General features: G+C 60.7%; 11 protein-coding genes and 1 pseudogene. 5 read left to right on the top strand and 7 right to left on the bottom strand.

Annotated features, from left to right (window positions below):
- Positions 1-381: 381 nt before the first annotated feature.
- The 4 genes and pseudogenes from cls (at position 382) to CupriaWKF_RS33530 (ending at position 4,996) form a co-directional block, all read left to right on the top strand.
- Positions 382-1,677: a cardiolipin synthase gene (gene cls / locus CupriaWKF_RS33515; protein WP_140950815.1), complete on the top strand. Its 1,296-nt coding sequence runs from the start codon at positions 382-384 to the stop codon at positions 1,675-1,677.
- Between the two features lie 252 nt (positions 1,678-1,929).
- The gene (locus tag CupriaWKF_RS33520; RefSeq protein ID WP_140950812.1) at positions 1,930-2,514 is read left to right on the top strand and encodes a hypothetical protein; all 585 of its coding nucleotides are present in this window, start codon (positions 1,930-1,932) and stop codon (positions 2,512-2,514) included.
- A 404-nt stretch (positions 2,515-2,918) separates the two neighbouring features.
- Positions 2,919-3,272, top strand: a pseudogene (locus CupriaWKF_RS33525) (DDE-type integrase/transposase/recombinase); the annotation flags it as partial.
- 1,217 nt (positions 3,273-4,489) lie between these two features.
- Positions 4,490-4,996 (top strand): DUF2141 domain-containing protein, encoded by a 507-nt coding sequence (locus tag CupriaWKF_RS33530; RefSeq protein WP_258234587.1) that lies wholly within the window; start codon positions 4,490-4,492, stop codon positions 4,994-4,996.
- Between the two features lie 223 nt (positions 4,997-5,219).
- Here the strand turns inward: CupriaWKF_RS33530 and CupriaWKF_RS33535 are convergent, their stop codons facing one another.
- From CupriaWKF_RS33535 to CupriaWKF_RS33565, 7 genes are all read right to left on the bottom strand, one after another.
- The gene (locus tag CupriaWKF_RS33535) at positions 5,220-5,543 is read right to left on the bottom strand and encodes a YdbL family protein (protein ID WP_140950656.1); all 324 of its coding nucleotides are present in this window, start codon (positions 5,541-5,543) and stop codon (positions 5,220-5,222) included.
- Positions 5,544-5,552: 9 nt separating this feature from the next.
- Positions 5,553-5,732, bottom strand: coding sequence for a YnbE family lipoprotein (locus CupriaWKF_RS33540; protein ID WP_039008218.1), 180 nt, complete (start codon positions 5,730-5,732; stop codon positions 5,553-5,555).
- Positions 5,729-8,350, bottom strand: coding sequence for a YdbH domain-containing protein (locus CupriaWKF_RS33545; protein WP_258234586.1), 2,622 nt, complete (start codon positions 8,348-8,350; stop codon positions 5,729-5,731). Before CupriaWKF_RS33545 ends, CupriaWKF_RS33540 begins: the two co-directional genes overlap by 4 nt.
- A gap of 103 nt (positions 8,351-8,453) precedes the next feature.
- On the bottom strand, positions 8,454-10,433 hold the full coding sequence (locus tag CupriaWKF_RS33550) for an AI-2E family transporter (RefSeq protein ID WP_140950654.1): 1,980 nt from the start codon (positions 10,431-10,433) through the stop codon (positions 8,454-8,456).
- A 182-nt stretch (positions 10,434-10,615) separates the two neighbouring features.
- Positions 10,616-11,077, bottom strand: coding sequence for a PRC-barrel domain-containing protein (locus tag CupriaWKF_RS33555; protein ID WP_140950653.1), 462 nt, complete (start codon positions 11,075-11,077; stop codon positions 10,616-10,618).
- Positions 11,078-11,145: 68 nt separating this feature from the next.
- Positions 11,146-11,496 carry a hypothetical protein gene (locus tag CupriaWKF_RS33560; RefSeq protein WP_258234585.1) on the bottom strand — a complete coding sequence of 117 codons (351 nt, stop codon included), beginning with the start codon at positions 11,494-11,496 and terminating at the stop codon, positions 11,146-11,148.
- Positions 11,497-11,540: 44 nt separating this feature from the next.
- Positions 11,541-11,900: a BON domain-containing protein gene (locus CupriaWKF_RS33565; protein ID WP_181184449.1), complete on the bottom strand. Its 360-nt coding sequence runs from the start codon at positions 11,898-11,900 to the stop codon at positions 11,541-11,543.
- 594 nt (positions 11,901-12,494) lie between these two features.
- Here CupriaWKF_RS33565 and tkt point away from each other — a divergent pair.
- Positions 12,495-14,585, top strand: coding sequence for a transketolase (gene tkt, locus CupriaWKF_RS33570; protein ID WP_140950661.1), 2,091 nt, complete (start codon positions 12,495-12,497; stop codon positions 14,583-14,585).
- Positions 14,586-14,594: the final 9 nt, after the last annotated feature.

The raw sequence follows: 14,594 nt of genomic DNA on the forward strand, positions 1-14,594 counted from the left end.
CTGGCCGCGAGCGATTGCCGGTCTGCGCCTGCCGTCCACCGGTGAGTGCGCGGGTACCGTTGCCACGTGTAAGTGATCACGCGATGGATACGCCTCAAAGCAATTGCCTGACCGCAGGCAAGGTTGAACCGGTTCGTCGCAACCGAACGGGGGGCGTCGCGTAGATCGCGCTACACGGTGAGCTTGGTCGGAAGCGGGTGAGTGGGCCCTACCATGACGCAGTTGGCTGGTCGGACTCCGAGATATTTGCAATTGACGGAGGCAGCCTTGTTTCTTGAGTGGATTCACCGGTGCGATAGGCTGGGCAGGATTGCGGGATGGCTGGCGATCTCGCTTGCCGTCGCGGGCGGATGCAGCGTGTTGCCGACCATTGTCCCGGATATGAGGAGCCGCCCCGACCAGCCCGTCCAACTCGGGGGCGCGCACGGTCCGCTTTCGGCCCAGCAAAGCAAGGAGATTCTCAGCCGCCTCAAGAGCCACGGCGATGAAACCAATATCTTTGATCGGCATCTGGCGCTCGAAGCGGCCATCGTCGGCAGCCCGTTGGTGGTGGGTAACAAGGTGCTTCTGCTGCAGGACGGTCCAGCCACGTTTCAGGCCATGTTTGCCGCTATCCGCAGTGCGAAAGACCATATCAACATGGAAACCTACATTATCGAAGACGATGCGGTAGGGAATCGCTTTGCCGATGCGCTGATTGAGAAGCAGGCCCAGGGTGTACAGGTGAATCTCATCTACGATAGCGTGGGGGCGATCAACTCGCCGAAGGAATATTTCAAGCGCCTTTCCGACAGCGGCATCAAGGTGCTGGAGTTTAATCCGGTCAACCCGATGTCCGCAAAAAAGGGGTGGGAGGTCAATCAACGCGATCACCGCAAACTGTTGATTGTCGATGGTCGGATCGCGTTCCTTGGCGGGATCAACATCAGCAGCGTCTATTCCAGCGGATCGTTCAGGCCGAAATCCAGGCCTCGACCCGATGGAAGCCCGCCCTGGCGTGATACCCACCTGAAAGTGGAAGGGCCGGTGGTCCGCGAATTTCAGAAGCTGTTTCTGGCAACGTGGGGTAAGCAAAAAGGGGAACCGCTTGCGCCGAAGAATTATTTTCCACAACTCGGCAATACAGGAACGGAGGTCGTGCGCGCCATCGGCAGTTCGCCTGATGAGCCCTACAGTCTCATCTACGCGACACTGCTGTCGGCAATCGGCAGCGCGGTAACCAGCGTGTATTTGACTAACGCATATTTCGTTCCCGACCCGCAGTTGCTAGCCGCGCTCAAGGATGCCGCAGTTCGCGGTGTTGATGTCAAACTCATCCTCCCGAGCAAGACCGATTCGTGGCTGGTGTTCTTCGCCGGACGCTCCTTTTACGACGAGCTGTTGCGCTCCGGCGTAAAGCTCTACGAGCGGCGTGACGTCCTGTTGCATTCGAAGACAGCGGTTATCGACGGTGTCTGGTCCACCATCGGTTCGACCAACCTCGACTGGCGCAGCTTCTTGCACAACGACGAGGTCAACGCCGTCGTCCTGGGGCAGGAGTTCGGGGCGCAGATGCAAGCCATGTTCGAGGTGGACCTCGCCGCATCCAATCCCATCACGCTTGAACAATGGAACGACCGTTCGATCGGTATGCGTATGAAGGAGATGACCGCGCGCGTGTGGGCTTACTGGTTGTAGATTGCATGACTGGTATGCCCGAAAGATAGGGGCGGCAGCCCCTGGCCGGCACCGATGTGACACCGGGTCTCACGTCGTCATGTGTGCAGGCTATGCTCGGTCTGTGGGAGTTGTCCGACGCGAGTTTCGGAATTTGGATTCTGACGCCAGGCATGCAAGCGATGTAGTCTCTTTGCAGGGCCTTCGAAAAATCGCGGCTGGAAATGCCAATACGCAACGCTGAGAAGTCCTGCTACGGATAGGGAGTGCGACATGATGACTAAATGGCTATTCGCTGCCTTGTTTGGGATGATGGCTATCGCGCCGGGAGGAGCTGTACTGGCACTAACCGCGCCTGCCGCGGGTTCGAAGGCAGACTACGACGCCACAGTGAAACAGGCCGACGCTGACTACAAAGCCGCCAGCGCCAAATGCGGCGGCATGAAGGCCAACGCCAAGGACGTTTGCAAGGCGGAGGCCAAGCGCGATCGGGATGTCGCGAAGGCGAACGCCGAAGCCATGCGCGACGGCACAGCCCAGGCCCAGGCAAAGGCGCACAAGGTCAAGGCCGATCGAGACTACGACGTGGCTAAGGAAATGTGCGGCGACAAGAAGGGCAACGCCAAGGACGTTTGTGTGAAGGAAGCCAAGGTTACCCACGAGAAGGCGCTTGGAGCGGTCAAGGTCGAGAAGGCCGCCGACACCGGCACCAGCAAAGATGTCGCCGAGGCTCGCCGCGACGCCAAGAAGGACACCATGGACGCCAAGTACCAAGCCGACAAGGAGAAATGCGATGCCTTGTCCGGCGATGCCAAGGACAAGTGCACGGCCGACGTGAAGGCGAAGTACGGCAAGTGATCGGGCAGGGCTGGCGCCAGAATGCGAGCGCTGCGAGCAGCTTGGGCCGACATCATGGTTCTGATGTTGGCCCCTTTGGCTAGAGCACGCCAAGGAGTATGCAGGCGCAACAAGGGATGTGTTCACGGATGCCAGCAGCATCAAGGCGCCGCGCGATCCCTATACCGATGGTGGCAAGGCGGGTACGTTCGATTCATACACCGATGGCACGCGGATCGGCAAGGCTGACCCCGTTTACCGACGGTGCCTATGAAGGGTAACAAGATAAGATGCTCCGCCTCGACAACGCGGGTTGAACAACGATTGACGTGGGCACTGATTCGTGAAGACTGTTCTATTAGGAGGGCGTGACGGGCTCTGGTCCAAACCGGAGGCTCGGCTATTTTTACGAGCGCGAGCGCGCAATGAGTAAACTTAGACCCATCGACTGGTTCTTCAGCGGCCGCCAATTTGACCAAGAAATCAGTGTGATGTGCGTGCGTTGGTACCTGCGTTACAAGCTCAGCCTTCGAGACCTCGTTGACATGATGGCCGAGCGAGGTCTGTCGCTTGCGCACTCGGCGACCACGCGCTGCCTCAAGTGCTTCACGGCGGAGTTCGTCACGCGCTGGAATCGGTTTGCGAGCTCCGCTGTTCGTTCATGGCGTGTCGACGAGACGTATGTGAAGGTCCGTGACAAGTGGGTCTATCTTTACCGTGCGGTTAACCGAGCAGAAGAGACGGTCGATTTCAGGCTCAGCGCCAAGCGCGATGTCGCTGGCGGCAGGCCTTCTTCGCTAAGGTCATCAGGAGTCCAGGGGATCGTAGCCGCTTCGCATTCCAATTGCGACACAACTTGTCGACGAGCCCGCGATCCCAATCTCAAAAACCCTCCGCATTTTCGGGATGTTAGGTGGGCTGAAAAATAACCGCCCGCAGAGCGGTTCTGGCGCGTTCGTGGTCATCGTGGTCGATGCTGGACCGGCACGATCGGCCAGAGCATTGCCATGATTACTCCCTTGAACGCAGCTTTGAAGGTGTCGGCCTTTGGGAAGCCTCGGAAGACTCTCGCGTATCCAAGGCCGAACCACATGCCCGTTGCGACGGAGACGAGCGAGCTAGGCTCAAGGACGTATCCCAGCAGATGGTTCAGCCCACCGTGGACCACGAATACGGCGATGAGGGCACGAATGTATGGCATGTTCTTCTTCCTGGCAATTTGGAAAATTCTCGGCAAGCCAGAATGAGGCGTTTTCCTTGTTGCGCAGACGACGCGCCTATGTTTGGCCTTATACATCTCGTAATATCTGCCCAAGTCCTCAAAGGCGAACGTAGTGCGCGAAACGCGTCTGACGCTTTGCAATTGGCCACCGATATTGTCTGTCAAGAATGCTCAGGAAGGGCCGAGCATGAAACATGCATGAAGTTTAGGTAGACAAAGCTACAAAATCGATGTGCATACTCTGGCGCATCGAGGCGTGATGGTGGTGGCCTGCGCCGCCGGCGGTGTGGCTTTTTCGACTCCTTGTATGATCGTGCGGTGGGGACACCGGTGGCGTGGGTCGCAGCGAGACGATGCGACGTGTCTATCCCGGCGTCCTGCAAGTTGCTGCCTTCATGCCCATGAGCCTCGCGCGTCACGTTAACGCGTGACCCACTGCCACTGTGAGCGCGTGCATGGCGATGCGGCGAAAACGGCGACGAAAAGCTGGGCCAGTGGCGACGTGGATGAGTAGTCCGCCGGCGATTTGGGTGGGACCAGTTTGCCCTCGACGGTGCGCACCCTATTTGCCCCGGGGGCAACTGAGCATCAACACCAAAATTTGACCTCTCAGCAGGCCTGGTATCGGCTCATCATTGCTCGGTTCAGCGAGGTGCGCTCGCCATGGCGGGGCGTCTCCACAGGCACTAAAGTGAGCTTAGGTTGCCCATTGAGGGAATGGTGCGGCACTGCGACCGCAACATCGCCAACGGTCTGGTAGTGGCGAGGAAAATCATGATTGAATCAACTGATCCGAAGGCTGTGGCTTCCGTTGCAGGCAATATTCCCGTGAAGCGCACGCCGAAGACAGCTCGTTACGCAGCATTGTTTGCGGTACTGCTATGTTCAGCCTATCAATATCCCGCCTTTTCGCAATCGATTCATATACAGATTCTGGGCATTCGAAGCAGCACAGGCATGGTGGCTTGCACTCTTTTTGAATCGCCAGTCGGATTCCCCGCAGACTATCTGCATTCAGCGAGGAATATCATGTCAGTAAGGGTTAAGAGCAATCAGGCGCAATGCAATTTTGAAGGAATTCCACCGGGAACGTATGCCATAGCCGTCGCACATGATGAGAATATGAATGGTAAGCTGGATACAAATTCGCTTGGAATTCCTACCGAAGGATATGGTTTTTCAAATGATGCCGTAGGATGGCTCGGCGCACCGCCGTTTTCCGCTGCCAGCTTCTCCTACGTTGGGGGTGATTTGAGTTTGACGATTAGATTGCATTACTGAACACGCTTGTTAATACATAGCTTCTATGCAATCGAGTTTATCGATTAATGCCTTCCGGTCTCCATAAAAAGTTAGATACCATCCTGATTGACGTCAGGGTGGTAAGATCCAAAGATCAAACTGCCAGAACTAATTACGGCAATTGAATCAAATAATCAGAATTGATTCTGACCGGATATTCGCCAGAAAGCGGGTGAAATCGTACTCGTGCTTCCGCTGAGCACTACTTTTTTATCCACTGACCTTCAGGAGTCTTGACAAAGGATCCGGGCGCCGCCTTCTCTATGGCTTTCTGTCCTGCGAGGATCGCCACTTGCTCCAGAGTGGCGCCGTTCTTCTTGGCAATGGCGTCGTACGCCGCGCGGCGCTTCGCATTGATATCCGCGGCAAGTTCCACTGCGTCCGGGGTCGCCTTGACAACACCCAGATAACCATCTGGTTGCTCCCCCACGAGCCCCTGTGACTTGGCACTATCCAGGCCCAATGCCATGGCAAGCGTACTGCCAGACAGCAGTAGCACTGCCATCAATCGTGTCGCCATTTTCATGGTTGGCTCCTAGAACAATGTGCGGTCTTCACTGATGAGTTTATCGACATCTTTTTCCACCTTGAGGCGGATCTCGTGATCAATCTTCACATTCAGATTGATGGTGATCGGGTCTTTGGGGGCCTCAAGGGCGATCCGAGGCGTGCAGGCAGCCAGAGGCAGTAAAGCGACAAGTAAAACAGGTTTCATGGCGTGTCCTCCACGTCATCGCTGCGCGAGCCTTCTGCAGGCATCCGGTTCAGTACCCGCCGGGAGACATCATCCCCAATGCGCAAGCTGCGCAATAGCTCGAACACGTTCTCCCGGTGCGTGTAGTTTAGTACGATTGGCAAGCTGGTCTTCTGCGAGTTCTGGCCTTTGATGGTGACCGCGGCATCCAGCCAGCCGTCCGGTTTCATATTCAGACGCGCCTCGAATTCGTCAATCGCCAGATTGCTCAGGGCATCGAGCGCCAGTGCCACCGCGCGATTGGATTGGCCCATCGCGCTGACCCCGGCAGATGGCAAGACCTTGAGTAACAGGGGGCCCTCGTTGCTGACGCGACCCGACTGCAAGGCCAGGGAGTCCTTTGTCAGTTGTAGCGGCAGATTGCCGCCCACGCGGCCAGCGAGTTGAACGGTCGGGTTCGGATCGCTTTGCAGCGCGGCCACCTCTGCGAGGTTAATGCGGCTGATGGTCACGGCCTGAAACTGAGAGGACGGCCATTGCAAGGTGGCGGCGTGCATATGGCCTCCTAGCACGTCGGCGGAAACATCGACGGCGTGCCAGGTGGTCAAGTCAGATTGGAACGTCATGCGGATATTGCGCACCAGGGTGCCCACATCCAGTTCGGCGAGCATGATCGGGCCTATGCTTGTGAGCGTTACGCCATTTCTGTGCAGTTCAATATGCGCAGCCCCATTGCCACCCGTGGCCAGAATGCCTCCCCAGTCCAGCGCCAGCCCGGACACGAATATGTCGCCTTGCAGCCGCCAGTCATCCTGCCACTGCCAGTGGCCTTGGCCATGGAGCATGCCTTGCTTCAAAGTGAAGCCCAAGCTGCGGCTCATGGATGCAGACAGCGGTGTCCTGATCTCCATCATGCCCTTCGCTCCAGTGTTCCTTCCGCGGCCAGCCAGCTCTGCGGTCAGGGTCAGCTCGGATTGCCAGGCCGGCGCACGCAGCGTGGCCCTGCCTTGCTGCCCGGCGACGGCGATTTTCCCGGTGACGGCAGGCAGTACCCAGCGCGTCGCAACGACGCCCTCCGCCTTGACCTCCAGACTGCCGAATACGCCTTGGGGCCCGACGCGCAAAGGCGCTGTGGCGACCACGGCGATCGGCTTGATCAATGTCGTTCCGACCAGCCCGTCGGCTATCGTTGCGCGACTGCCAGTGCCCAGGTACCACTGCCCATCCTTGCCAAACCAGGATGCGACGAACTTCAGGCCCCCGCCCCGTGCATAGAAGGGGAGCCGCGAGTCGCCTTCAACCGTACCTTCCCAGCGCCCTCGTGCAAGGCTGGCGCTGAGCGCCCCCGTGAAGGGGGCGTTGCCATAGTGGCCATTGAACTCCGCGCGCGCGGTCCAGCCCGGCGCCTGGAAGCCGGTCACCGGCACGCGCACTGCCAGCAACAAATCTGGTCCTCCGACCGTGAGGCTGGCTGGTTCCCCCGCCAGCCCGGAGGCTTCGATGCGGCCTTGCCAAGACCCGGTCAGGTCGTATCCGGCGGTTTTGCCTGCCAGGTCAACCCGTCCTTGCCAGTTCCACTTGGCTTGCTGCCAGGCCAACCGGCTGTCGACGGTTTTGACTTCCAGATCGCGATACTGAAGCTCGGCCGAGATTGCGCTTTCACCGGCCAACGCCAGCGGCAGTGTCAAAGGCCGAGGCCAGCGCAGCAGAAGCCCCTCGGGGAGTTGTATCGACGCCGGCAACAGTTCCAATTCTTGCCGATTCCAGCGAATAGGCACTCTGCCAGCTAGCGAGGGCCCGGCCAGCGTCAGCATGCCCTGGCCGCGTGCTACGCCGGTGCCCTCGGTATCCAGGGTCAGCACTATGGTGCCTTGCGGGCCTGCCGCTCGCAGGTTCAGGCGCAGGGACTCCACCCCCTCCAGATTGCCGCTGGCCCGTAGCACTTGCCGGGCTTCCAGGCTCCAGTCACCGCCGAGCGTCAACGGTGCCCCCAGTTCGGCATTCAATTGCCATTTTTTCGCGGCGAGGCTGGCCTCGAGCCTCATGTCGGACCGTTGAGACTGGCCGCGATAACCCAGCTGTTGCCCCTGTGCCTGCAAATCGCCGTCCAGTCGGCTGGCTTGCCACAACCCATGGCCCGTGAAGGTCAGCGCGCCCATGAGCCTGGGCGCGATGTCAGCCACCTGAATCTGGCCCTGCGCGCTCCAGCGCCCGGAAATGCGGTCATAAGCAGCGGTCGCATTGCTGTGCTGATACTTTCCCCATACCTGCCAGCGCTGCTCGCGCTGGCGGACGGTGAGTGCTATCGGCGGCAAGCCGGGAATGGAAAGTGCATCGATGATGAGATCGAATGGCGGCGTCCATGGGGGAGGCCGTGTCTCGCCGCCAGCTTGGCAGTTGGCCAGGCTCACGCTGGCTACGGCGATCGTCACGGGCCGCCAGTCGGTGATCCGCAATCGTTCGCCGCGGGCCTGCACGCAGCCGTTTTGTATCCTTTGCCAATGCGCCAGCTCCAGTCCGCTCTGCCAACCGAGCCCCTGGACACGTACACCGAGCGCAAATGCCGTGATCACCACCGCCAACAACATCCACACTGGCAGCAGCGCCAGGATGATCAACCAGACATCGTTGCGACGCAAGAATGCAAGCGTTGGAGAATATTGCCGGGAGAGGAGCATGTCGCAGCCCATCTACGTTATTGAGCGGACACTGTGATTCTTCCCTTGCCTTGGCAAACAGGTTCTATGTTCCCACGTCGCCAGGAAGTAGCTCAGGATCGACCGCATTCTCGGTTCTGATTGTGGCCAGACATGCGTCAACCATACTCCGAACCGAAGTGGCATAGTGATTGGCGCCAATTGCGCTCTGGAGCGTTTCGCTCCACTGATCGGTATCACCTCTTGGCCAGAGGCCGACGACGATCCACGCATCTGGGAAGCGCTGCTGCACGCGCCGGACAAGGTAGCGCAAGTGGGACGGGATGCCTTCAATGTTCAAATAAAAAATACACACAATCGTCGGCGCGGTGACCACCATACCTTGCATCCGGGCGCGCGAGGCAGCGTCATGAGGGACAACCCTGCAATCCAGATCGTGCTTGCCGAGGAGCTGGACGAGAATGCTCGACGCCAGTTCGTCAAGCGGGCCCCGTCCCGCGATGCAAAGGACGTGGCCGTCGGCGCTACGCGCGGGTTGCGTTGCGATACCCGGCAAGGGGGGGCAGGGACCTGGCTGGTGCGAATCCTGTTCAGTGATGTACGGTGCCAACGTCGCCGCGTGGTCACCAGGCCCGCCTGGATTCGGTTCAATGTCGGCAATGCTCTCCAGACCTTCGACAAGATCGTTCAGCGTAGTTTCTATTCGCGCCAGTTGGGCGGCTGTTACCACGCCGCGCAACACGTCGCTGGCTGCAAGCTGCAATCCCTTGATGGCGACCTCATCGTAGTACGAGGAGAGGGATCGGTCGCGCAGCAGAACTTCGGCTTGCTCGAGTATCTCATCCGGATCGCCGGCCAGCGCTCGCTGGTAAAAGTTCTCAACTGGCGTGAGCGTCGGCTGGTCACCCAGCAGCACGTCGAGGATTTCGAGTCCGCCGACATGCCGGCCGAGGACTACCAGGCAGAGCGTCAGCGGGGTGGACAGGATAAGCCCGACCGGGCCCCATATCCAGCTCCAGAAGATCGCGACAACAACAACGGAAAACGGCGAAATGCCGGTGCTATGGCCATATAGCATCGGCTCGATGACTTGACCGGCCAGTAGTTCGACGATTACGAAAAGCGCCAGTGACCAGATCGCCATCGACCAATCAGGACTGACTGTTGCGGCGATGGCGGTAGCCAGAACCGCGACAATCCAGATTCCCACATAGGGCAAAAGGCGCAACAGTGCGGCCAACATGCCCCACAGCACCGGACTTGGTATGCCAATCAGGAAGAGCCCGGTCCCGATAGCAACGCCAACGCCAGCATTGACAGCGAATTGCGAAAGGAAGTACCGGCTGAGGCGCCGCGCAGCGTCATCCATCGCCGTGGTGGTCCGGTGCAAATCGCCCGACCCGAACAGCCGGATAGCCCGATCCCTGAGGTCATCGCGCTGTAGCAAGATGAAGATGCTCACGATGAATACGATGAAGGCGGTCTCAAGCGGCTCGACGACAGGGGAGAGCACTTGCCGTGCCAGATGAAAGGCGCTAGAAGCCGGCTCGATCGCCTCGACCGGACGCGCTGCGGGGCGCTGTGCCTGCGATGAGGCGGAGCGGGGCTCGCGAGCTACTTGTGGCAAATCAACGGTTACCTGCTGAAGCGCCCTGCCAGCGGTGCCGGCCATACTGCTGAGCTTTCCAATTGTCAGGCGATGCACGGTGTTGATTTTTTGTTCGATGGTGGCCTGATAGCGAGGCATGTCGACGGCGAGCGCCGTTATCTGGGCGACAATCACGCCGCCTAGCAAGACCAACACCGAAACCGAAATTGTCACGGCGACCAGAACCGAGACGATCCGGCCGAGCTTGATACGACAAAGGAAGCTGACCAGTGGCGTTACCAGGACACTGAGGAAGACCGCGAGCGTGATGGGGATCAGAACGTCTCGCCCAAGATAGAGCCCGGCGACAACGGTCACACCGATGGCGAGCCTGATCAGGCCATGCAGGCTGGGGGACTCGGAAACCTTAAGATGCGCCACTTGCCTCGCGGGGCGCGGTTCAGCCGGTTCAGGCATGATCACAGGCTCGCAGAAAATCTGCCACGCCGCATGTCACCCTGCCCGCCTGCACGCGTCAGGATGATGCGTGCAGGCGACCAGGTCGGGAAGGGTCAGGGAGACGATGCGGCTGGCCTCCTGGCCCGGTGCGGGTGATAGTCCGCTGCGAAACTGTTCAGGATGCGCTGCGCATGCCGCGATCAGAGATCCAGTTCCCGCTCGTGCCGGCCTGCCTTCCAGTACGGGGCGGCGCCATAGTACTCGTGGATACTGGTGGCCCATTGCTGATCCGCCATGCTCGGCCAATGATCGTGATCGAAGCCTGGTGCGGCTTCCAACTGCTCCCTGTCTATGCCCAGCACAAAGCTCTTGCGTACGGTGTCGAGTGTCAGCGCCGACCAAGGCACGGCGAACAGTTTGGTTCCTACGCCCAGAAAGCCACCGAATGACAGCACCGCATAAGCGATTTGCCCGCGGGGAACATCCAGCATGATGTGATTGATCTTGCCGAGCTTGTCGCCGCTCGGACCAAGAACCACATTCCCGTCTAGCGTGTCGGCCGCCATGATGACTGGGCCGGGGCCGGAGTTGTCGGACATGTCGTTGCCGACGATGGTGGCACGGGGGCCGCTGCTTTGATGTTCCATTTCATAAACGTTCATGGTGTGACTCCAGGTATGGTGGGTAGTAGCCCATCGGACAGGCGTTGGGCGCCGGCCCGGGCAATCGGTCAATGCGTACCGGTTTTGCCCTTGCGTTGTGCAGCCGGCCCGGCGCCCGAGGGTTGGCTTTGACTGCCGGCAGCCAGCTTCCAGTCTGTTTCGTCGCGCAGCGTACTGACCTGTCGTTCCGCGTGCATGGCGGCGCCCGGCGAGATGGGATCGCTCGCCGGAAAAGTCATCTCCAGCGATGCATCCACGGCGGCCTGATAGGTATTGCCCTCCTCGGGGGCAGGCTGTGAGGCGCAGCCACCGGGCTTTGGCTTGCGGTGCTGTGCGGAGGTAATTGCCCTGTGCATGATTGCTCCTGTGTTGGTGTGAACCGGCCAGTAGTCGTTACGACCACCGGCAAGGTACGACACAGCCTCTCCGGCCGAACGAGGCGTGCCAGGAACCCGCCAACCCGTCAGGACTTGTGGATGCCCAGATGGTTCTCCACCGACGTCACGCCGGATACGCCCTTGGCCACGTCGGTTGCCATCTGCCGTTCCGTCGTGGTTGGAACGCTGCCGGTCAGGCGTACCACGCCTTCGCGTGTGCGTACATGGATGTGCACCGAGCTCAGGTCCTTCCGATCAATCAGGCCGGCCTTGACCTTGGTCGTGATCGCCGTATCGGAAAGGCCCTCGCTGACGGTCTCATGCGTGGGGTTGGGGTTCGTGACCGAGGCAGGCGGTGCTGCCTGGCCGAGGGGAGCGTAGAAGCCGGCAGTGAGCGCAAGCAACGCTGCGCCGGTGGCAAACGCGATGGAGTGGGTGGATCTCATTTGAACTACCTCGATTGGGACGAAAATTAGTGATTGCAGGCGCGGAGTGTCCCCGGGGTATGCGAACCGCCCTGAACAGGCAGTCGCGCGCCGTGGCATCACGAAGGAAGCATTCCTTCATCACGCAGCCCCGACAGACCAAGGCTGAGGCCAATCGATGCTGAAGTCGGTACGCTGGCGGACAGGCAGGCGCTTCAGAGGCGCATCAGGCCAACGGCACGGGCCACCGCATCCCGGTACGGCACCGTACCGACAGGCGACAGGCGCATGCCTATCGTCGCAGCATTGGCGCATCGCCATGCCGTGCCTGATGACGGCACGCCGACGATCCTACGGAATGTGGAACGGGTGGGGAAAGTGAAAGAAGCCAGTCAAGTGCAGTGCTGAGGATTTCGCCCCGGCCTGCATAGGCACACTGGACGACAAGCCTGGCATTCCCAGCCATCGGCCGTGTGGCCGAGGGCTGGGAGCCGCCCACGAGTCACCAACGAGCCGCTCAATGACTCCGGCGCGGATGGCTGCGGCCTTCGCGCCTCGATTCCGCTTCCGTCGCTTCACAGGGGTGCAGATTCCAGGAGATCCAGATTGGACCCGATGATTTCCCCCGGCCTTCCTGCTACCGGTCTGGATGAGCTTTGCATCAACACCCTGCGCTTCCTGTCGGTGGACACCGTGCAGAACGCCAACAGCGGCCACCCGGGCATGCCGCTGGGTGCGGCACCGATGGCCTACCTGCTCTGGACCCGCTTTCTCAGACATCATCCGGACAACCCGCACTGGTTTGACCGCGACCGCTTCGTGCTGTCCGCGGGCCATGGCTCGGCCCTGCTGTACAGTCTGCTCCACCTCGCCGGATATGCACTGCCGCTCGAACAGTTGCGGCGCTTCCGGAAATGGGGAAGCGTCACGCCGGGTCACCCGGAGCGAGGCCTGACGCCAGGGGTAGAGGTCACGACCGGTCCGCTCGGGCAGGGCTTCGGCAACGGTGTGGGCATGGCCATCGCGGAGGCCAGCCTGGCGACGCGCTACAACCGCGACGGGTTCGACATCGTCAACCACTTCACCTATGGCATCGTGAGCGATGGCGACCTGATGGAGGGCGTAGCCTCCGAAGCGGCTTCGCTGGCGGGGCATCTGCAACTGGGCAAGCTGATCTACCTGTATGACGACAACGCCGTCACGCTCTCCGCCGGTACCGGCATGACCTTTACCGAAGATCGCGCGCAACGCTTCGCGGCCTATGGCTGGCACACCGAACGTGTGGAAGACGGCAATGACCTGGACGCGATCAGCCGGGCGCTGCATACCGCTCGCGCCGAGACGAGCCGGCCGTCACTGATTCTGGTGCGCACGCATCTTGGCTATGGGTCTCCCAACAAACAGGACAGTTTCGAGGCACATGGCTCGCCGCTTGGCGCGGAAGAAGTGCGGCTGACCAAGCTGAACCTTAACTGGCCGGAGGCACCTCCGTTCCATATCCCCGAGCCGGCGCGACTCCACTGGCGTGAAGCAGGGGCCCGAGGGAGACTTGCCGAAGCGGGATGGATCGAGAAATTCTCCGGCTACGAGCAGGCCTTCCCAGCGCTGGCGCGTGAACTGAAGCAGCGCATGCCCGGCGCGGCGGCTGGCGAGCCGGCGGGCTGGGAGGCAGGTTGGGAAGCTACGGTCCCACACTTTGACGCGGACGATAGCGGCATGGCTACGCGGACAGCGTCGGGAAAGGTCATGAATGCCATCGCTGCGCATTACCCTGCGCTGATCGGCGGCTCGGCTGACCTGGACCCATCGACCTACACGGCATTGAAAGGAGCCGGCGACTTCGAGCCGACCAGTCTCTGCGCGCTTGATCGCCAGGGTTCCAGCGGCGGGGGCTGGAGCCGCGCCGGGCGCAACCTGCATTTCGGCGTGCGCGAGCATGCAATGGGCGCGATCATGAACGGTATCGCCGCGCACGGCGGCGCGGTTCCCTTCGGCGCAACCTTCCTGATCTTCTCCGACTACATGCGCCCGTCCATCCGTCTGGCCGCGCACATGGGCCTGCATGTCATCTACGTTTTCACGCATGACAGCATCGCGCTGGGCGAGGACGGGCCTACGCACCAGCCGGTGGAGCAGCTTGCCAGCCTGCGCGCGATGCCTCGCCTGGTGGTGATCCGTCCCGCGGACGCCAATGAAACCGCCGTTGCCTGGCGCGTTGCGCTGGAATCCACCGATCATCCGGTGGCGCTGGTGCTCACACGGCAGAGCGTTCCCACGCTCGACCGCGCACGCTTTGCCGACGCGGACGGCTTGCGCCGCGGCGCCTATGTCCTGTCAGATGCCCCGAACGGCAAGCCGGAACTGATTCTGATCGGCACCGGTTCGGAAGTTTCACTGGTCCTTGCCGCGCAGCAGGACCTGGCGCAGCGGGGCGTCCAGGCGCGCGTCGTCTCCATGCCGAGCTGGGAGCTCTTCGACGCCCAGCAACGGTACTACCGCGAAGCGGTGCTGCCTCCCGCATTGCGCGCGAGGCTGGCGGTGGAGGCGGGCGTCTCGCAAGGCTGGGAGCGCTACGTTGGCGAGCACGGCGATGTAATCGCGGTGGACCGCTTTGGCGCTTCTGCGCCGGGCGCGGCGCTGATGAGCGAATACGGCTTCACGGTGGAGAACGTCTGCAGGCGCGCAACGCTGTTGCTGGGTGTGTAGCGGTCGGGC

This window comes from Cupriavidus sp. WKF15 (assembly GCF_029278605.1).
GTDB lineage: Bacteria > Pseudomonadota > Gammaproteobacteria > Burkholderiales > Burkholderiaceae > Cupriavidus.